The sequence below is a fragment of the Adhaeribacter aerolatus genome (assembly GCF_007991635.1).
Taxonomy (GTDB): domain Bacteria; phylum Bacteroidota; class Bacteroidia; order Cytophagales; family Hymenobacteraceae; genus Adhaeribacter; species Adhaeribacter aerolatus.
In genome coordinates this window covers 118,204-138,779 of record NZ_BJYS01000018.1, presented here as the reverse complement: position 1 = coordinate 138,779, position 20,576 = coordinate 118,204, and the positions used below count along the sequence as shown (strand labels likewise).

Genomic DNA, 20,576 nt, shown 5'->3' with positions numbered 1-20,576 from the left:
TCAGCGGTAAAATTATATGATAATATCCTAAAAATTAGTATATAAAAGAAAACAGCTGCTTTAAGTAGCCGGATAACTTAAAATTAGGACAGGTAGGTGTCGGCTGTTAAGTGTTTAAAACCGGGCACCCCGCTTGCCGGAGACTTTCCAAAGAACCAGCTATATTTTTTTCCAGCATATTGCCGGCAGGTTTCTGGCAAAACGGGCAGGCGTGCAGTTGCCCATCGGTGTCGACGTATACGTGGCGGTCGGCGGCCCCGGCACAACCGGCCCGGCGGCGCTGGTAATCGTAGTAAACCACTAATGGCAAGTGGTGGTAGGCCGGATTATAATTCAGATTGGTATAAAACGCTTCTAACATTTTCCGTTGCGCGGCTGATAAACCTACTGCCTGCCCGGCGTAATGGCCTACTGCTTTGGGTTCGAGTAACTGAATAAATGCGCCGCCCAATCGGGAAACTAAACTGGCGTAGGCTAATAAATTGTCGGTAGTTACAAATTCTTTGGTGGCGCACAACGAAAAACCAACTACCAACCCAGCTTGATTGGCATTGAAGGCTGCTTTTTCTACCCAGTTATAAGCCTCGGCAAAACCCCGGAACTGGTTATGTAAATGAGGTTCTATATGGTCGAGGCTGATGGTTACGCCGGTTAGGCCGGCCTGCTTTAAAGCCTGGGCGGTTTCTAACGTTAGTAAATGGCCGGAAGTTAGTACCCAAAAGTCGGTGCCGGGCTGAGCCGTCTTTAGCAAAGTTAACAGCGCCGGCATCCGGAGCAAAGGTTCGCCGCCGGAAAACTGCAGTTGCCCAACCCCCTGCTCCTGAAACTGCCGCACTATGGTTTGCAGATCGGCCAGAGTTAATTTTTCTTTCTGGTTAAGAACATCCCACTCAAAACAATGCTCGCAGCGTAGCGCACACTTTTTGGTAATAGCCACAATTACGTTTTTAAAAACATAAGGCTTGTGCTGGAACGGCACTATCCGGTTCAGCTCCGCCAGGTGGTAATCGTCGAAAGCTTGGGAGGGCCAGCCGGGCGTATTGTACTCAAAGAAGTACCGGTTATCTACTTTGGCTACTTTTTTAAAAGCAAAATCACCTAAATATTCCCGCCGGATTTGAATTAGCCGGCGCAAAGCCCAAATAGTTTTGAGCGGATTCCGGACTTTGCCCAGAACCAACCGAAATAAATGCCAGCGGATGCGGCGCATAACCCAAAAGCTCTGCCACCTATTTAACATAATAGGTTTAATATTTACTTCTGGTTTAGCAGTTGACCTTGGAGTAGCCGCCACCGAATCTGGTAAAATATTTAGCTCGGGTATTAAGTTGTTAGCGGGCGGAAGCATGGGCGGTGATCAGGTTATAATAATTATTTTCGCGGGCCAGTTGTTCATACCGCTCGCGCGAGAACTGCATAAAGCGGCCTGGCTTTTCGAATTCCCGCAACTTTACCAGGTTAGGCAGTCCTTTATATTCGCGGATATGTTCGTAATAGCCCCGCGTGTGAAAAAATAAAGTTTGCTCCTGTTCCGGTTTTTTATCTGGTAAAAGAAAAGTGAGCGTTATGGCATCTCCTACCCGGAACTGTTCCAGGTATTTTTCGTCGGTGGCGGCAATTAAGTGGCTGCTGTTTAGCCCGGATTTTTCGAAGGCGCTCTGGGCCTTGCTATTCTCTACTTGGACCGGCAAATCCGGAGTAAAATCCAGCCCGGCCCGATCTACTTCCCAGAACATAAAGCCACAGGACAACCGCACATTTACCACTTCGCCTTTTACCTGAGCCAGGTTGAGAGGCACCACCAAATCGCGGGCGGCCAACGGGCCAACGGGAGGTATCCATTCTACCACCTGCCAGCCCCGGGTGGTTTGTATTTCTACCAGTAAGGGAATACCCTGGTCTTGCTGCCACTGATTTAATTCGGCGGCGGGTACCCCTTTCTGGCTTTCGGCCCAGCGGTTATAAATACTGCCAAACTGCTTCGTAAATTCTCCGAACAAATAATCGAGCCATAGCGAATTTTGGGCGTGCAACACCAACTTACCGGTTTGGCTATTAGCGGGCCGGCGGAATTGCAGGTTTACCTGGTTAATATTCTGTTTTGTACTATTAAAAACCCAGGCGCTGCTATCCTGGCTGGCCAAAGATCCGGTATAATCAACCCCATCGGAGGCGATGGCTTTTATGGGCGCGTTTACTTGCTGCAGGGTATGCGGCCGGCCCTGTTGGTCCAGCAGTACCGGCACACCAGCCGGGTGTTGTACAACCTGTAACTCCGCCAGGTTGGTATATTGCCGCTCTTTTAATTCATTTGCCAGTTTTATCTGCACTTTACCCGAGCTGGCCTGCCAATTGCGCAATGGCATATAGTCGTCGCGTTCCAGCGGCGAAAAAATTGCCCCGCCGTAAGCTTCGCCCATAAATTCGTAACTTTTACCGTTGTATACATACACAAACGGGCAGGAACTTTTAAACAGCAAAACAATAATCACCAACAAGGCAAAAGCGGCGCCCAAAATGCCGATACCGGTTAGTACATGGGTGGCCACCGTGGCACCGGTATCTTTCTCGGTTATTTCGAGGCGTTTTATGGCGGTTAGCGGAATAATGGCCCGCTTGTTATTTTCCTGTGCAAATTCATACACGTAGAGGTGCACTATATTCAGCGCGGTTCCTTTTTCTTCTTTTAAATACCGGTGCGGCGATCCTGCCTTATCGTCCACAAAATGCAACAGGTCGGCGGGCACTGCCTGTAAATCCCCGGTCATGTTTTTTTCCCCTAAGGAGATATTTTTAAGTTCCCAGCTATTTTCGCCCTGGTGCAGAATAAAACGTTTGTGGTTGGGCAGTTGCGTCAGTTTATCGTTGCTGTTGGTCTGGTTTTCTTTTAGCCGGTAATAATTACAACCTACCGCCAAAGGCAGAAAAGAAATTAATAATAGAACAGCCAGGTAGCGCTGCAAAAAAATATTCCGGTAAGGCCGCAAACCCAGTAAATATTGGCCGGCTGTTTTTCTCATATACTAAATAATTAAAAACGGAATCCCAGGTGGAAGTTAACGGGAAGAAACATTTGATCCCGGTTTTCCGGGTAATAACCATCGGGCCGCTGCGGCTCCTGAAAAATCCGGTACCCTAAGCCAGCATCGGCCGATAAAATAAAATGCCGGCTTACCTGGTAATAAACTCCGTTCCGGAAAGCCAAAGAATACATTTGGGCTTTCATGGTATGTTCCTGTGGCTGGGGACCGTTAGGGGAATTTATGGATGTATAATAAAGGAGCTGGTAGGTTCGGAAACCCAATGCCGAGCCAAAATAATATTGCAGCCGTCCCTGTCCAAACGGATAATAATTTATTTCCAGGCCAACACCCAACCGGGTATTTCGCCGAAACTCATTAAAATTATTTTGAAATTCCTTACTCAAACCAAAACTTACTGGTACCCGGAAACCCATTTTCCCGGACCTGGCAATCCGCTCGTAAGCCAGGGTGGCATTGGCATAAACTAAATCCAGGGGGTAAAACAACAGCATATTACGCCCCGATTGGGTTTCGTAATTAAAAGGCGTGTTTTTCTTTTCAGATGCGGTGCCCGGCGAATTAAAAGTTCTAACACTTCCATCCGCCATTTTTATGGTTTGCACATCCTGAACACTAATCTGGTAAACCAGGGTATCGGGCACTTGAAATAACTTAAAGCTTACCTGACCGGGTTTTACTTCCAGTTCCTGGGCCTTAATCTCCACGCCATCGGTACGGGTGATAATATCCTGGCCGTAAGTGCCCAGCACCAGCAGCCAAAAACAAATCAGCAGGTATATTTTTTTAACCATTTTGGGCACATCGGTATAAAAGAAGATAGCTATACCAATATACAGTATTTTAATATATCTTATATTTTTTAGGAATATTTTATTTAACCACTAATAAAATTTCCTGCAACCGGCCGGGTTTAGGTGTTATCCGGCTCATTCCGGACAAATAAATAAAAGTTAGTTGCCTTTAAATTTTATGGCAACGCTGCCCTGCGCAGCCCGTAGATAAGCCAACTTGTTTAAACACCTTTTATGACTATATCTTTTTACGGAGCTGCCCAAAGTGTAACGGGCAGCAAGCACCTGGTAACTTTAGAAAATGGCAAACGCATTTTGCTCGACTGCGGCCTGTTGCAAGGCAAAAGCGAGAACAACGAAGACGAAAACCGGGACTTTGATTTTGAACCCGAAAATATTAATTACCTGATTTTATCGCACGCCCACATCGACCACTCCGGACTTATTCCCAGACTGGTAAAGCTGGGTTATACCGGGCCAATATTTTGCACTCCGCCTACCCGGGATTTATGCGAACTGCTTTTGCGCGACAGCGCCCGCATACAGGAAAATAACAATGGCAACAGTACAGCCGATGCACCGCTTTACACCGAAGAAGATGCCGAAGCGGCCCTGCAGCTTTTTAAAAAGGTACCTTACGACCAACCTTACCCGATAGACGAGGACATAGAGCTCTTGTTTACCGATACCGGCCATGTATTGGGCAGCGCCGCCATCAACCTGAAACTCCAGGACAACGGCCAGGAACGTACCCTTTGCTTTAGCGGCGATATCGGCCGCTTTGCGAACCGCATTTTAAAAACACCCCAGCCTTGCCCGGCCGCCGAAATTATTTTATGTGAATCGACGTACGGCGATAAACTGCACAGCAACCTCGAAAATACCGAAGAACGGCTTCAACAAATTGTGCAGGAAGTTTGCGTGGAGCGCGGCGGCAAATTATTAATTCCGGCATTTAGCATTGGCCGCACCCAGGAACTTATTTATTCGCTGAACTACCTTGCCGAAGAAGGCCGTCTGCCCAACATTAAGGTTTTTGTGGATAGCCCTTTATCGGTTTACGCGACCGATATTATGCGGAACAACCCGGAGCATTTTAACGACACCATGCTGGAATATATTAAAACCGACCCCGATCCGTTTGGCTTTCCGCAGCTTACTTATATTACCGAAACCGAGGATTCTAAACAGTTAAATTCCCTGGAAGAACCTTGCGTTATTATTTCTTCGTCGGGGATGATGGAGGCCGGCCGCATCCGCAACCACCTGAAAAACAACTTAGCCGACCCGAACAGCGCCGTGCTGATAACCGGTTATTGCGGACCTTCTACGCTGGGCGGCAAGCTGATGAACGGGGCTGAGAAGGTATATATTTTTGGCGATGAAGTAGAAGTAAAAGCCGAAATTATTCAAATGAAAGAATACAGTGCCCATGGCGATTACAGCGATATTGCTAAGTTTCTGCACTGCCAGGAAAAAGAAAATATAAAGAAAATATTTTTGGTACATGGCGAAAAACGGGTAATGGAAAGGCTGAAAACCGACCTGGAAGAACTAGGTTATAATAATATAGAAATTCCGGAACAGCGGCTTTCGTATGTGGTGTAAAACCTGATTTGCCGTAAGAAATATATCAAAAACCCGGTTTTGGCATCCGGAACCGGTTTTTTGATACCTGAGCATTACTCCGGCTTAATACCTAAATTTCACCTTTAAATCAATAAAGATTACCAGGCAATTTATAGAAACAACAGGTAAAGGACAAGCTGCAACACACCACTTAATTTTTACTAAACAGAACAGAAAAGAAAGCCGTGACTATAAAATAAAGCAGATACGTTCCGATAATAATACCTACTACTTTCAAATATTTAGAAACCGCACTTCCTTCTTGCCTGAATATTCTGAAATTGGTGATTGCGCCTACGGCTCCAATACCTCCTCCAATTGCCCCACCTATAAAAAGCAGTAAGATAGGAATGCCTCCTATTGCGTACTGATACCATTTAAGTTTTTCAACAATTTGGATTTGCTTGCCTTTTATTTCTAAAACCGGAACTAAATCCGGGTAAGAGGACTTCGGAAACGCCCTGATATATTCTCCTTCAGATGTTGGAATTAGAAACGGTTTCCCTTTTTCATTTGCCTGTTCTAACAACACATCGTCCATATACACTTTCGATTTACCCGTCCAAATAGAAGATTCAATCTCGAAATTAGAATCTGGGAAGTCAGGTATCCGGAAATGGTATCGCATAATATTGCTCTGATTTTATATTGTGTTCACATTTAATTTTCTTGACTAACGACCGCGACAAAGCCACGGGTGGGAAACTTAAGGGAATTAAGTTCGAACAGAACAGTCTGAATTTTGCCTGTTCTAACCGACAGATTTGACTTTCCGGAGGCACAACTACCATAAAGGGCTTGTGGTGCATTCGTTTTATATTAAAAGAAACGGTATTGGGAATTTCCGAAATTTATTATTGATACCTGATTGGTAGAAGGTTCATTTTTAGTAAAAATAAAAGTAAAATAACTAAGGCCGTTGCTAAACCGGCTATTAGGTTTATAAATTTTTGTGCCTTAAATCTATCACCAAATATCTTTTCAGTAGCTTTAAATATCATCCATCCAATTATTCCGCCTAAGGTGTTGGTAAATAAATCGGTAATATCAAAGGCACCCACGGCCATAATAAATTGAAGCCCTTCCACTATTAAACTCATCAAGAAAATGAAGAAGAATTTTTTTCCTGAACGCCAACTGCTAAATAAAACGCCCACATACATACCAAGTGGTACAAAAATTACCACATTCATCAGGTTTTCACCGGCATCAATTTTACCGTTCAGGAATAGTTCGCCAAACGGAATTAAGTTTACGTTCCTTTTTTCCATATAAGAAAATTGTACGCCCAACTTAAATAATAAAATCCAGGCTAGTGCTATTATATAAATTATAAATAATACAGTAGTTAACCTGTTTGTTACATTATTAACGTCCGAACTATACCTCCTCTTTTTTTGTAAGTTCATGCCATCGATAATATTATATACATAACTGCGGTTGGTATTTTAAACATTAGCAGGACTTTCGCAAAATTATCCAAAGTCCCCCTTCGGAGGGGGCAAGGGGGAGGATTTACAATGTTAAAAAACCATTTTGCGAAAATCCTGATTAGTTTAAATAATAACACGTTACCGACCTGTTTTCAAGAATTACGCCTTCCGGTTTACAGTTTGGCAAAGGGCAGAATTTTTAGAAGGCCCCTACGAAGAACCCTTGCCGGTTAAGCAAGAGTACTCCTTTGAAGCACAGCAATCCAACTTTTGCCAGGCCGCTGCTAGGCATCCGTTGCTTGCTGTTTATACTTTTCCATTATAATTCGGGTCAAAATCCACCATCCATTCAATACCGAATTTATCTCTAAACATACCAAAATAAGAGCCCCACGGGCTATCGCTAATAGGCACTTCAATATTTCCGCCTGCTGAAAGCCCGCTAAATAACTTGTCGGCTTCTTCACGGCTTTCGGCGCTAACAGATATCTTAGACCTGTTTTCATTTTCATTTACCTGTCCCATACTTTCCGGGATGTCATTGGCCATCAAAACGTTTTTGCCAATTGGCAAAGCAATGTGCATTATCTTATTTGCCTCGTTTTCTGCTATCGGATATTTAGTGCTTGTTATATCTTTGAAGCGTATAATCTTTGCAAACTCTCCGCCAAACACTGATTTGTAAAAATTGAATGCCTCTTCGGCATTTCCGTTGAAGTTAATGTGTGGATTGATAAGGGCCATAATTTATGTTTTTAGTTACTTTTTATTTCCTAATCTGAATATCCGAGTGCAGGGTGTTGCATTACAAAGACGATTAACTTACTGGTATAGCGGATAGCGAAGCTGCCTTATAGGTGTGGTTAGCGTTTAGTATTTCCTATCCTAAACCTATAAATCCTAACAAAATAATGTGGCAAAAAAGCTTTAGGTTTAAATCTAAATGAATCTTTTATTTCTGCTTAGAATTATTTAAAAATGAAGCCAATGAGACTAATGCGCATGGTGAGAAATATTTTTTATTTGAATCAGGGTCCGTTGTCCCATTAGAAACAATTCCTACCACTAATCCCTGGGCATCTACGAGCGGAGCGCCACTTAATCCACCAAATTTTTCCGGAGCAATTACATCTTTTAATAAAATGCGGTTAGCAATCGTTTTGTAGTATTCAAATTCATAAACCCTTTGCGGTCCGTCTTCCATGGTACGGGTCCATCCCACCACGTATAATTTTTCTCCTGGCTGTAAGGCAGATGTCCTAAGTTGGAGCGGTTTAACTTTTGAGTAATTCTTTTTAACGGAGAAAACTAACCAGTCATTTTCGTACGTAGCTTTGCTGTCCAGTAATTCAGCTTTACTTTGGTTAAGCAATTTATCCATTACTACCATCTCCTCTTTTTTATTCAACGGATACATCGACCATTGTTTTACCATTCCTTCAAATAGCAAGGCCTTCATCTCTTGGGGTTTAATGACTTTTAAAAGATGTTTAGCCGTTACAGCAAAAGTATCGTTGTTCGCTTCTAACAGAAACCCGCAACTGAATTTCTGCTGATCATATTTATTGTTATGGAATTGAATATGGTTTACCAAGGTAATTTCGTCAAAATTCTTTGTTGAAACTTTCTCTTGGCCTGAACAACTGGTAAAACTTAAAAGTAAACTGATTACCAGAAAAGTTTTTAGGAGTATATTGTTTCCGGGGGCTATTGCTGTTCCCTGATTCATATAGTCATTTTATTTGTAATGAGCATGTTTTTAATAAATTATCTTGAGATCCCATTCTCCAAGAATCAAGACATAAAAGATTATAAGTTGATTAATTAATTCTGACTAACGCTCCTTAGCTAAAAAGCGATTTATTGGTTTTTAGGTGTGGTTGGCAGATGCTTTTTTTCAAGCTGTATATTGTCTGATTTTAGTATTTCCAGAACTATGGGCATTCTCAATAATTTTGTTAAACATAATATTGTTCTGGAATGCTCTTGTAAATAAATTTATTTCATACTCGTCCATATTTTCATCATGAAAAGTAATCCCGGTCTTTTGAGTTATTTCTAGTAATCTAATTTCTCTGATTATTGAAAGTAAACTTCTTTTTTGTTCCAATTTTGTAATTGTGCTTAGTGGAATTACTCCTACTTGGCCGAATAAATTTTTATAAATTATTTCAGTGGAAGTCAATTTTCCAATAAATCGAGTCAAATAACTTTTTAAGGAAAAAAATAAGAGGATACCACAAAAGATTAATTGTAGAGATGGCTCGTAACTTTTATTTTGAAATGTGCATACAATTAATTCAACTATATTAGGTATAACAAACCATAAATAGTTAAAATACTTGGATGGAATGAATTTTACTTGCACCCAAAATAAAAAAAATATCAATAAACTTATAAGAGCTGACACAAACATTAATTCTTTATCCGGAAAAAAATAGACTTCTCTGCCGATAACTTTATAAATGTAATCTTTAAGAAAATATTCAGTAAGATTATAGGCTGAAATGAATAAAAGAATGCTTGGGAACAGAAAAGCCAATACGCTAGTGATTCTCATAATATTTAAAAATTCTTTTTTGTTGCTATTAAAAGTTCCTGCCAACTAGCAGCTAAACCGAATATTCGGCTTATCTGCACTATACTTTGGTATTTTTATTCTGTTTATCCACCCCAAATCAACGGATAACCGGAACTGGACTAACGAATATACTATATATAAAAATAAGTATAAAGTAAAAGATTAAATATTCCGCTCCCTTACAGATCTGTTTAGGAGTTAATGCATTCCCGGAATTCTCTGCGTTTTTTAAGTAATGGTTGTTACCTTTTCTGCGGCAATACGGCCTGGAAAAAATATCCCAATCCAATCACCAGTAAGCACCCAATTGGGTTGAGCCACAGGAACCCAATCTCGGTAGTAGTATAGGTTAGGATTACCAGCGCCTCGGCCAGCACAGCCGCCCAGAAAACCGCATGGGCTTTAATGGATTTCAGGTAAAAACCTACGACAAATATTCCCAGGATGGTACCGTAAAAGAGCGAGCCCAGAATGTTTACCGCCTGAATCAGGTTATCGAGTTGGGAAGCGAGGGTGGCAAACAAAATAGCAAACATTCCCCAGCCAACGGTAAACAGTTTGGAGGCTTGCAGGTAATGGGCACCGGAAGCCTCCGGCCGAATAGAACGTTTGTACATATCGATAACTGTGGTAGAAGCCAGCGCGTTCAGTTCCGAAGACGTAGACGACATGGAAGCACAGAATATGACGGCCAGCAGCAACCCGATAATACCCGTAGGCATGTACTGCATCACAAAGCTGATAAATACATAATCGGTATCTTTTACTTCGGCCTGGGGGTTGGCTTTCTGTAACAGACCTTTTACTTCGGTCCGGATGGCTTTGCCTTCGGCCTCTATACCGTTCAGCTCGGTGCGGGCGGCAGCAATGGCGGGTTCATCTTCGGCCTGGATGCCGCGCAGCATCTCCCGGACTACCCGCGATTTTTCTTTGAAATTGGCATTATGCTCTGCTTCCAACTGTATCAGGTTGCCGGCGTAAGGCGTTTCGTACAGTTTCTCTTTGGCTACTTTGTTAAAAAATACCGGCGGTTGCACAAACTGGTAAAACACAAAAACCATTACCCCGATAAACAAAATAATAAATTGCATGGGTATTTTCAGCAGCCCGTTAAAGAGCAAACCCAAACGGCTTTCCGTAACCGACTTGCCGGATAAATACCGCGCTACCTGCGACTGGTCGGTGCCGAAGTAAGACATAAATAAAAACAAGCCGCCGCTAACGCCCGACCACACATTGTACCGGTCATTCCAGTCGAAAGAAAAATTAATCAGGTTAAGCTTATCCATTTTACCGGCTACCTGCACGGCATCGTAAAACGAAACTTCCGGCGGCAGCATGTTAATGACAATTAGGCCGGCTACAATCATGCCCCCCATCATCACGGCCATTTGCTGCTTTTGGGTTACGCTTACAGCCCGGGTGCCTCCTGTAACCGTATAAATTATAACCACCAGTCCAATGATGAGGCTAGTGGTATTTACGTTCCAGCCCAGAATAGAAGATAAAATAATAGCCGGGGCATAAATGGTGATGCCGGCAGCCAGGCCCCGTTGCACCAGAAAAAGAAAAGCAGCCAGCGACCGGGTTTTTAAATCGAAGCGGCTTTCTAAAAATTCGTAGGCGGTATATACTTTTAACCGGTAATAAATGGGTATAAACGAAATGGCAATAATGACCATGGCAATAGGCAGCCCAAAGTAAAACTGCAGAAAGCGCATGCCATCTTCGTAAGCTTGCCCGGGGGTTGACAAAAAAGTAATTGCGCTGGCCTGGGTAGCCATAATGGATAAACAGATAGTCCACCATTTTTCGGAATTATTGCCCTTCAGATAGCCTTCAATGTTCTGGCTGCCCCGGGTCTTCCACATGCCGTACACCGCAATAAAGGCCAGCGTACCCACCAATACACCCCAATCGAGATAACTCATTCGAAGTAGCGGGTTATGGCGTAAAACACAATAATCTGTAAAACAAGGGCCCCGATTACTAAGAAATAAAAGGGCCGCCAGGAATTAAAAAAAGGAGGTTTTTGGTTATCTGTTGAACGCTCTTGATCCATGAATTAATTATTTTTTACCAATAGAAATCAGGTTGGTAAACAGGCGGTAAGCACCCGGAACTCCCGAAGGTAACTGCCGGAAGAAAGCGTATCCGGTATAAATATAATAGCCCTTGCCGTGCTTGGCCACGAGCAAACCACCCTCCCGGGCCGGCTCTCCAGGGTCGTTCGACGACAAGATGGCCTCGTATTGGTTATCCCATTTATTTGCAAAATACAGGCCCCGCTCCTGCACCCACCCATTAAAATCGGCGGCGGTTATTTTATTCGGGAAATTTAGTACCGGGTGGTTCGGTTTCAGCAGCCGGACGGGCGCTTCCTCTACCGCTACCCGGTCGCGGGATAATTGCAAAGGATAGGGGCCGAGTTTATCGGTTACCAGGCCCGAACTGACGTTGTACTGCACCACCAGGGTTCCGCCCTGCGCTACGTAATCGAGCAAGTCCGCCTGGGCAAATTTTAAATAATTATTCGTGTTGTAAGCCCGTACACCTACCACTACGGCATCAAAGCGCTTTAATGCGGCAGCGGTTAAATTATGTTCACTTAACAAAGTAACCTGGTAACCAATCTGGTTCAGGCTGGCGGGTACTTCATCGCCGGGCCCCATGAGGTAGCCAATCTGGGAGCCGCTTTTTTTCAGGTCGAGGCGGGTAACTTTGGCGGTTGCTTCCGGAAATAACTGTAGCGCCGGAATATGCCGGTAATCGATGCTGACCAGACTTTGGTTATACGTTTGGCCATTGGCTTGCACCACCGCCCGCAAGGTGCCTTCGCTTTGGGTATTGGTGGGATAAACCTGGAAAACAAAAGCTTTTTCTTCTTCTTTTACCGGCAAGGTAAATTCCGCGGCAGCCGGCTCTACCCGCCAGCCTTGGGGTACCTCCAGCGCAACCCGGCCGCTCATGTTTTCCTTGCCGGCTTTTACGGTTACGCTTAATTGTTTTGGTTTATCATCGGCAAATACCAACACCTTATCGGTCAGGTTTACAAAAACTGGTGGCGTAACGGTAAAAGGCTTGTAAATTTCTCCTTCCACCGGGTCTACGCGCTTATAAACCACCGGCACCGTAAAGGTAAAGGGCACCTGGTTTACCCGCACAGTGTACTCGGCCGTTAGCGCCGGCGGATTTTCGGGTAAGCCTATCAGGTGCTGATCATTTACCGCGAACATGCCCACCGTACCTTCCTGTTTAAGCCAGTATGGCTGCGAAGTGGGTGTTTGCGCCGGCAGATTTACGGTTATTTTAGAAGATACGAAAGCCTGCTGCAGCGATTTATTCTGGTTTATTACCTGGCTGGTTAAAGGAAAGGTAATTTTCTGGAGTTCTACCGGCACCGGCGAACGGCTAACGGCAATGGCCGTAACGTTAACGGGTTCGCCGGGGGTAGCTGAAGTTTGGGCAGCCGTTGCTTCTAAAAACAATCCGAGGCAAGCTTTAATCAGTTCCTGCAAATCAGCTCCCTTCTGGGCTTGGTAAGGGTTATCCGGCATGGTTTCCAGGGCGGCTTTTACCTGCAGCAAAACCGGTACACTGGCTGCCGGATTAGCCGGATTATAGTGCGCAATAGCTTGTTGGAGCAATTTGGCTATTTTTTCGCCGCCTTTCACCCGGTTCCAGGTCAAGTTAATGCCGGCAAACAAGTCGGTTTTGGATTCGTCCCCTTTGGTGTGGACTAAGTATTCGGTTACTTTACCGTAATTGCTGCCACTGCCAAAACCCTGGCTTTTGTGCATACTCCGGCTGGTCGCCGCAATCTCGGGGTAAGATTTTCCCAGAATCGGGTTAAACGTACTAATTTCAATGGCCAGTTTACCGGTTGGGTCGAACTGGTTTTCGCCGCCGTAAAAAAAAGAAGAAGTATTCCATAGTATGCGTTTGGGCTGCCACACCGAAACGTATTTTAATTGTTCGGGGTATCGCTTGGGATCGGCCGCCGCTTCAAAAGCTTCGGAAGCCAGAATAGCCGAGGTGGTATGATGGCCGTGGGTACCGCCGGGTTCCGGGGTAAAGCGGGTAATCATCACATCGGGCTTAAATTTACGGATGGTCCAAACCATATCGGCCAGTACTTTTTCTTTATCCCAGATTTTTAAGGTTTCCTGATAATCTTTCGAAAAACCGAAATCGTTGGCGCGGGTAAAAAACTGCTGACCGCCGTCTACCCGCCGGGCTTGTAGTAATTCGTGGGTCCGGATTAGGCCCAGGCGCTCGCGAATTTCCGATCCAATCAGGTTTTGCCCCCCGTCGCCGCGGGTAAGGGAAAGATACCCGGTCTTTACCATTTTTTCGTTGGCGAGCCAGGCAATTAAAGCGGTATTCTCATCATCGGGGTGTGCGGCCACGTACAGAGCACTGCCCACCACGTTTAGTTTTTTTAACCCGAGTAAAATATCGGCCGCATCTGGCTTAACCGGTGCCTGGGCTTTTAAACCCGGCAAATAGATGAATAATAAAAGAGTGATTAACCCACAAAAGTGAAAAAGCTTACGCATTTGTTAAAATTAAACGACCGTTAATTTGCCCTTAAAACGATTAAAATTACCCGCTGGTATTTTATTTAGCCGGTGACCCTTAAATACTTGATAATGGCCCTAAAATAGGCAAATATTTTTATACCGCCTCTTCCCTCTACCTTATGTCCGTTTACAAACTGCAAAATTTATTACGGTTTAAACTAGCCGGCGCGCAGGTACCAATAGGAATTGGAACCGGTAAGTAAAATTAATGCCATTCCACGTTTTCTTTTAATACCCGGGCCGGTACGCCGGCAGCTAAGCACCGGGCCGGAATATTTTTATTAACTACCGCTCCGGCCGCAATAATAGCCCCATCCCCAATGGTTACACCTTTCAGAATCGTAACATTCATACCTATCCAGACATGATCGCCAATTTTTATAGGCAACGTACCTTTATAACCAGCAGCCTTCATCCCATGATTATCCGAATCCCGAATGGTTACGTTTTCCGAAATTGCTACGTCGCGCCCAATCTCGATGCTTTTAAAGCAATTTAAATTTAGGCCGTGGTTGATGTAGCCACTGCCCAATACCAGCCGCGCATTTTCGTTTACCACCAACCGGGCGCCCGAATAAATAGTAAAGTTGCCGGTTACCTGCATAACGCCCCCGGTGTGCACCCCCAGCATACCCGGAAAAGGATCGGGCTGGTGCCAATATTCGTTAAAATAGAAATACGCCTGGTTTTCGATCAGAAGCACGGCCGCTGGGGCCAACTGCAGCGAAGTATTCCGATTCAGATAAATAAAACCATTTCCCTGGTTTTTAGCTTTTGCTTTAATCGTATTCAGTAAGGCAATCCGATCTAATCTTTTAAATATATTTTTAACATCACTAAATAAATTTCTCCAATTCATATAAACTGATTTAATCAGACTGCATCCGGCCTTGTAGTGATGCCACAGCAAACCTTCAATATAGCCTTAAACGACAAATAAATATCTTAATTATTATATTTATTATTCATTTTACAGATTCAAAAACTTTGTTAAAAACCTGCTTGCTAAACAAACAACTTTTTTCTAATAACTTCTCTTAAAAGAGAGTTTTCAAACCAGTTCAGGTAATCTTAATTTCAGAGAAAATCAGGTCAAGTACCAGTTTGCGTTAAGGTACTTCGTAGACTGCTTCGGTCTGATATTCTTTCGCGCTTTTCTGTTGGGTGGCTTGCGCCGGTGCAGCGCACTTTTCTCCTGGAAGAGTTTTACCCTTCCGCCCTCCGGGCACCTTCCCTAAACCAGGGAAGGAGTTTGGCCGAACCGGAACATTATGGAATAGCTTTATTGGAAGAGGCTTTGTTTAGATTGTAATTGAACTTGGTAAGGCATCAGCTAAGCGCATACTACATCAGTTTGGACAGCTAGGGCTTATTGGAAGATGTTCTTCTGGGTTTCCGGTGCGCAGCATTCCGCCGCAGGAGGAAAGGAAAGTTGAGAGACCGAGTGGCCAAACGGGGGCCGCCAGCTCGGAGGCTTCTTAGACTTTTACTACCAGTTAGTGCATGTGCATTGAAAGATGTAATCTTTCAAAAGAAAAACGCATTTTTGGAATACCACTTAGGAGACTTGGGATAAAGAATTAAATAATTAAAAAGCCCGCCTTTGTACGGGCGGGCTCCTTCGGGAAAGGGTTATTTTAATATTTTTATCTCAGCAACATTTAAAAAATTCAGCTAAACCAAATTTGTTAAATACGCCTGCTTTTATCCTTACTTGCTCTTGCGGATGTAGATGTTACCGTTAAAGTTTTTGAACAATATTTCGGGGCCACCGCCATTTATTTTACCGGTAAGCCACTTATCGAGGTAAATGCGGGTGCCGGGCCGGACATCGCCACCCCGGAAATTATTAGGTGGTACTGCCCCTTCTGCTTTACCTCCTTTATCCATAGCCATATCAAAATCTGTAAATACTTCGCCGTTATCAGATTTTAGCTTGGCATTAAATTTAGCCGAGGGGGGCAGCGTAACATCTATTTTGCCGTTGAGGCTGCTAAAAGCCATGGGCATGTTGGGGGTTACTTTTTTAAAGCTGGCCACTATGTCGCCGTTAAGCGTGGAGGCCGATGCGCTGCCGGCCACGTTACGCAAATTAATATTGCCGTTCAGGTTATCCAGATCCAGCTCGCCGTTTACATCTTCTACCAGCAGCACGCCATCGTTCAAGGTTTTTAATTTTACCGAGAAATCGTAAGGTACCTGTATCTGCAAATCAACAGTACGGTTAAAGGCATCGGTTTTTACGGTTACGGTATTGTTTTCTTCGCGTACTTCCAGGCCGGTAGCCGTGTTTTGTATCCGGCGCAAGCCCTGCGACTCATCTTTATCGCGCGGCCTTTCTTTATTTTTGCCATCACGCGAATTATAGGTAACTACCACATCTTTGCCTTTGTGGCCGGTAACCGTAATAGATCCGTTTAATAAATTGGCCCGCAACGTACCGGGTTTGTTGGGCTGACTTAGGGGTATTTGGATCTTTTCGGAATCGTTGTTCTGCGCTTTTGCGGCCGTAAGCACACTCACCAGGAGGCAAACCACTGCCAGCAAACTTTTTCTGTAAGTTTTCATATAATTAATCGGGTAATACTATTTTCGGATTTTATTTAGTTCAGGATTCTTTTTTCTTCAGGTAAATATTGCCATTCAGGGTTTCGAAGCGTAAGGCCGGACCGCCTTTGCCTACCTGGTAATTTTGCTTTTTATCTATTTTGTATACCGTGCCGGCACCCCGCCCTTCTGTATTTTTCACAACCTGCACCGGCATCATTTCTACATCGGTCAGGTCGGTATAAAACTGGCCATTCAACGATTTAAAAGAAACCGTAGCGTTCAGGTTAGGCGCATAATGCACATTAATATTGCCGTTAACGGTTTTAAATTCCGAATCGGCGGTAGGGTTACCGGCGTAGGCAATATCAATGCGACCGTTTACGGTACTGGCATCGGTTTTACCTGCTACGTTGGCAAGTTTAAGCGGTCCGTTTACGTTGCGGACTTTAATATCGCCGGTAACACCCGAAACCGCTACGTCGCCCTCCGTTACGGTAGACAACGCCAGGTTAATTTTGGCCGGTACCCGCAATGTCATATCTACCTGGTATTTGTATTTAATATCATCCAGGTTAATATTCATGTTCCGGCCCCGGCTTTTTTTCCGGAAGATAAAAGGCGCATCCAGGTACACGTAAATGCTATCCGATGCTTCTATTATTTTAATCTCTACTTCGCGCATACCTTTCTCCACCTCCTGCTGGTCGTTCGCCGATACTTTTTTCTCCGCTACCAGTTCTACCTTATCGCCGTTATATGCCTCCACGTGCACAAAACCATGAATATTTTCGACGGATAATACCCGCGCGCCACCCGGGTTTTTAAAAGCCAGGGATTTCTTGATGGTTTCGGTTTGCGATTGAGCCCAGGTCACAGTGGTCAGACACCACAGAATTATCAGTAATGCATTTTTTTTCATAACTGCTGTTTTTTATCAGATCAAAACCTGGATGCTTTCCTTCACTTTAACTTTAACCGCTTCGTTTAAGTCTTCCTGCTCTAAAAGCTGTTTCAGTTGTTTCACGGCATTTTTATCCTGCATAGCCACCACCACATCGGCCAGGGCCAGTTGCACCAGCGGCGAATCTTGTTTTGTAATGGCACTCACCAGGCCTTCGCGGGCTACCGGATTATCGGCGTGCTGGTAAAGCGCTTCGATGGCGGCCAGCCGCACATTCACGCTGGGGTCGGTGTTTAGGGTTTGCAGCAACGATTTTATTACTTTATCATCGGCCTGTTCCATATCGCTGGTCAGGTTTACCGCTTTTAACCGGTCGGTGGCCGAGGGCTGTTCCAGCAGCGTGAGCATCATCATTTTCTTCATCTGCTGCATTTCGGTGGTTAAAGCCACCAGCTTTTCGTCGTCGGCGCTTTGCTTGCGGCTAAACTGCAGGCCCAGGGTTACGCCCAAGGCAAGTATTAAAAAACTATACGCTAGTTGCCCCAGGGTAAACTCCTGCCGGATGCGGTCAAGGACCTTCGAAAGCCATGGAGGTACTTTTAAGCCAGATTTCTCTTTTCGCTTTTCTTCCGCCAGCATCTGGTAAAAATTGCTCCGCAGGCTTTCGATGGGTTCCGGCAGGGGTACCGCCGCCAACCGGTTGCTAAACTGCGTCAGTTCGTTCACTTTGTCCAGGTCCAGTTCGCCGGCCGAAATAGCTGCTTCCATTTCGGCTTTTTCTGCTTCGGTCTGGTTCTGAGCCAAAAAACCCGCCATTAATTTTTCTAATTTTTCGTCCATTAAGCTATCTCCTGCTTTTCCAGTTTTAAATAAATGGCTTTTAGTTCATCCAGCGCCCGGAAGGCGCGCACCTTAATGGCACCCTCGGTGCAGCCGAACAAATCGGCTATTTCTTTGTATTTTAACCCCTGAAACCGGCTCAGCACCAATACTTCCCTTTTTTCTACCTCCAGCTGGCTTAAAGCCGTTTGCAGCAAATGCATTTCTTCGTTTTGCCGGGTCTGTTCTTCTACCGAAAAATCATCCCGCAGCTTGTTCTCCAGGTTCGTAAAGTCATCGGCAAAGCCCAGTCGCTTGTTTTTCTGGTAATGGTCGGCGTGTACGTTGCGGGCCAGGTGGTACATCCAGGTTTTAAATTCCCCTTCGCCCGTATAGGTGTGCCGGTACTTCAGCATCCGCAGAAAAACATTCTGCACCAAATCTTCGCTCACCTCACTGCTGCTGGTAAGCCGGTAAAAAAAGCTGTACAAGGCCCGGTGATAGCGCTCGAACAACAAACCTAAGCGGTCGGTATCACCGGCTTTTACTTTCAGCATCAGGGCATTATCGGTAACTGCTTCCAAGCGTTCAGGTGGTTAGGATTTCTAAAAGCAAACAGGGAAACCTGGGGTTGGGAGATTAGTTACAGAAATTTAATATTATTTTTTAGAAAATGCATGATGCCGGTTTGCGTGGCGGTAAGCTGCCCCATAAATACTTGTTTTGTAGAAGCTTAATCGGCATTTAAAAGGGAGCGTAACTGAGAAAGGAATATTTATTCCTTTTGTTTATACTTACATTTATATATAGTATATTGGTTAGTCCAGTTCCGGTTATTGGTTGATTGTGGCTGGCTAAACGGAATAAAATACCTAAGTATAGTGCAGATAACCGGAACGAACTCCGTTTAGCCAATAGTTGTACGAAACTTATTATCATCCATTAATATATTAATATGAGAAAATATCTATCCTGCCTCCTATTGGTTCTTGTCTCCTATACAAGCAAGGCCCAACTAGAAAACAAAATCATTCTTGGCAACATCGACAGTATTGACTCCAAAATCTTGCAGGAAAAAAGAAAAATTTGGGTTTATGTTCCAAACTCCGCTTCCGACGGATTGTACGCCCTGGCAAAGTACCCGGTTGTTTACCTCTTGGATGGTAATGCCCATTTTTACTCGGTGGTCGGTATGATCCAGCAACTCAGTTCTGTCAACGGCAACATGATTTGTCCGGAAATGATTGTAGTGGGTATACCAAATACTGATAGAATGAGGGACTTAACACCTTCGCATGTTGACATTGATCCGATGATGAATGACAGCAATGCCGTTAGAACCTCGGGCGGAGGCGAACGGTTCGCTTCTTTCCTAGAAAAGGAATTGATGCCTTATATTGAGAAAACCTACCCAACTTTGCCTTACCGTACGTTGATTGGTCACTCTCTGGGCGGATTGACCGTTACGAACCTATTTTTAAACCACAAAGATCTGTTTAACGCCTACATAGCAATTGACCCCAGCATGTGGTGGGATAACCAGAAACTGCTGTCAAAAGCCGGTGGCTTGCTGGCACAGCAGGACTACAAAGGCAAAAAGTTATTTTTAGGGATTGCCAATACCATGAATCCGGGGATGGACACTGTGAAAGTCAAACGGGATACCTCTCCTCAAACACAGCATATCCGTTCCATTCTAACAATGAATAACCTGCTACAGAAAAATAAAAAAAACGGTTTAGCTTATAATTATAAATACTACAGTAGCGACTCACATGGATCAGTACCTTTGATTGCTACCTATGATGCCTTGCACTTTATTTTCAAGTTTTACGATCTTAGGTTCAAGGATGAAGACTACTCTAAATTCTCCAGGAATACCATTACGAAAGTCGAAAATCATTTTAAAGAGGTATCTAAGCAGTTTGGCTTTAATGTTCCGGTTCCGGAAATGATAGTAAATCAACTGGGTTATCTGGCCATGTCGCAAAAGAAAATGGATGAAGCAGAGTACTTGTTCAAATCAAATGTGAGCAACTTTCCGGTAAGTTTTAATGTCCATGATTCACTCGGAGATTTTTATGCTGCTAAAGGTGAAAAAAAGAGAGCAATTGAAAGTTACCAGAAAGCCTTGACCATCAAAGAATTTCAGGATACCAGAAGTAAATTGGAGGTTCTCTTGAAATAGAAGCTACGCACAACGAAAAACTAATGCACATTAAAACGTGCCAAAGCAGAAACGTTG

17 protein-coding genes are annotated in these 20,576 nt (G+C 44.2%); 2 read left to right on the top strand and 15 right to left on the bottom strand.

The window, feature by feature from the left end:
- Positions 1-106: 106 nt before the first annotated feature.
- The 3 genes from AAE02nite_RS13120 to AAE02nite_RS13110 are packed head-to-tail and all read right to left on the bottom strand — an operon-like array spanning position 107 to position 3,835.
- On the bottom strand, positions 107-1,348 hold the full coding sequence (locus AAE02nite_RS13120) for a radical SAM protein (RefSeq protein ID WP_146898197.1): 1,242 nt from the start codon (positions 1,346-1,348) through the stop codon (positions 107-109).
- Complete coding sequence (locus AAE02nite_RS13115) at positions 1,332-3,020, bottom strand: hypothetical protein (protein WP_146898196.1); 1,689 nt, start codon at positions 3,018-3,020, stop codon at positions 1,332-1,334. The genes AAE02nite_RS13120 and AAE02nite_RS13115 overlap by 17 nt, the downstream gene beginning before the upstream one ends.
- Before the next feature lie 11 nt (positions 3,021-3,031).
- Positions 3,032-3,835, bottom strand: coding sequence for a hypothetical protein (locus AAE02nite_RS13110; protein WP_146898195.1), 804 nt, complete (start codon positions 3,833-3,835; stop codon positions 3,032-3,034).
- 234 nt (positions 3,836-4,069) lie between these two features.
- Here AAE02nite_RS13110 and AAE02nite_RS13105 point away from each other — a divergent pair, with 234 nt between their 5' ends.
- Positions 4,070-5,443, top strand: coding sequence for an MBL fold metallo-hydrolase RNA specificity domain-containing protein (locus AAE02nite_RS13105; protein WP_146898194.1), 1,374 nt, complete (start codon positions 4,070-4,072; stop codon positions 5,441-5,443).
- Between the two features lie 172 nt (positions 5,444-5,615).
- Here the strand turns inward: AAE02nite_RS13105 and AAE02nite_RS13100 are convergent, their stop codons facing one another.
- The 12 genes from AAE02nite_RS13100 to AAE02nite_RS13045 all read right to left on the bottom strand — a co-directional run bounded on the left by AAE02nite_RS13100 (position 5,616) and on the right by AAE02nite_RS13045 (position 18,915).
- Complete coding sequence (locus AAE02nite_RS13100; protein WP_146898193.1) at positions 5,616-6,005, bottom strand: hypothetical protein; 390 nt, start codon at positions 6,003-6,005, stop codon at positions 5,616-5,618.
- A gap of 313 nt (positions 6,006-6,318) precedes the next feature.
- The gene (locus AAE02nite_RS13095; protein WP_146898192.1) at positions 6,319-6,873 is read right to left on the bottom strand and encodes a VanZ family protein; all 555 of its coding nucleotides are present in this window, start codon (positions 6,871-6,873) and stop codon (positions 6,319-6,321) included.
- A gap of 330 nt (positions 6,874-7,203) precedes the next feature.
- Complete coding sequence (locus tag AAE02nite_RS13090) at positions 7,204-7,641, bottom strand: VOC family protein (protein ID WP_146898191.1); 438 nt, start codon at positions 7,639-7,641, stop codon at positions 7,204-7,206.
- Positions 7,642-7,849: 208 nt separating this feature from the next.
- The gene (locus AAE02nite_RS13085) at positions 7,850-8,626 is read right to left on the bottom strand and encodes a trypsin-like serine protease (protein WP_146898190.1); all 777 of its coding nucleotides are present in this window, start codon (positions 8,624-8,626) and stop codon (positions 7,850-7,852) included.
- Positions 8,627-8,794: 168 nt separating this feature from the next.
- Entirely contained in the window at positions 8,795-9,502 is a 708-nt protein-coding gene (locus AAE02nite_RS13080; RefSeq protein ID WP_146898189.1) for a hypothetical protein, read from the bottom strand.
- A gap of 218 nt (positions 9,503-9,720) precedes the next feature.
- Entirely contained in the window at positions 9,721-11,409 is a 1,689-nt protein-coding gene (locus tag AAE02nite_RS13075; RefSeq protein ID WP_146898188.1) for a sodium:solute symporter family protein, read from the bottom strand.
- Positions 11,410-11,547: 138 nt separating this feature from the next.
- The gene (locus AAE02nite_RS13070) at positions 11,548-14,037 is read right to left on the bottom strand and encodes a PIG-L family deacetylase (protein WP_146898187.1); all 2,490 of its coding nucleotides are present in this window, start codon (positions 14,035-14,037) and stop codon (positions 11,548-11,550) included.
- A 229-nt stretch (positions 14,038-14,266) separates the two neighbouring features.
- Positions 14,267-14,920 (bottom strand): acyltransferase, encoded by a 654-nt coding sequence (locus tag AAE02nite_RS13065; protein WP_170252597.1) that lies wholly within the window; start codon positions 14,918-14,920, stop codon positions 14,267-14,269.
- Positions 14,921-15,771: 851 nt separating this feature from the next.
- A complete protein-coding gene (locus AAE02nite_RS13060; RefSeq protein WP_146898186.1) occupies positions 15,772-16,629 on the bottom strand; it encodes a DUF4097 family beta strand repeat-containing protein in 858 nt (285 codons plus the stop codon).
- 40 nt (positions 16,630-16,669) lie between these two features.
- The gene (locus AAE02nite_RS13055; protein ID WP_146898185.1) at positions 16,670-17,530 is read right to left on the bottom strand and encodes a DUF4097 family beta strand repeat-containing protein; all 861 of its coding nucleotides are present in this window, start codon (positions 17,528-17,530) and stop codon (positions 16,670-16,672) included.
- A gap of 15 nt (positions 17,531-17,545) precedes the next feature.
- Positions 17,546-18,352 (bottom strand): HEAT repeat domain-containing protein, encoded by an 807-nt coding sequence (locus AAE02nite_RS13050; RefSeq protein WP_146898184.1) that lies wholly within the window; start codon positions 18,350-18,352, stop codon positions 17,546-17,548.
- Positions 18,352-18,915 (bottom strand): RNA polymerase sigma factor, encoded by a 564-nt coding sequence (locus tag AAE02nite_RS13045; protein WP_246151018.1) that lies wholly within the window; start codon positions 18,913-18,915, stop codon positions 18,352-18,354. Before AAE02nite_RS13045 ends, AAE02nite_RS13050 begins: the two co-directional genes overlap by 1 nt.
- 371 nt (positions 18,916-19,286) lie before the next feature.
- Between AAE02nite_RS13045 and AAE02nite_RS13040 the strand changes: the two genes are divergently transcribed.
- Entirely contained in the window at positions 19,287-20,519 is a 1,233-nt protein-coding gene (locus tag AAE02nite_RS13040; RefSeq protein WP_146898183.1) for an alpha/beta hydrolase-fold protein, read from the top strand.
- The last annotated feature ends 57 nt before the right edge of the window (positions 20,520-20,576 follow it).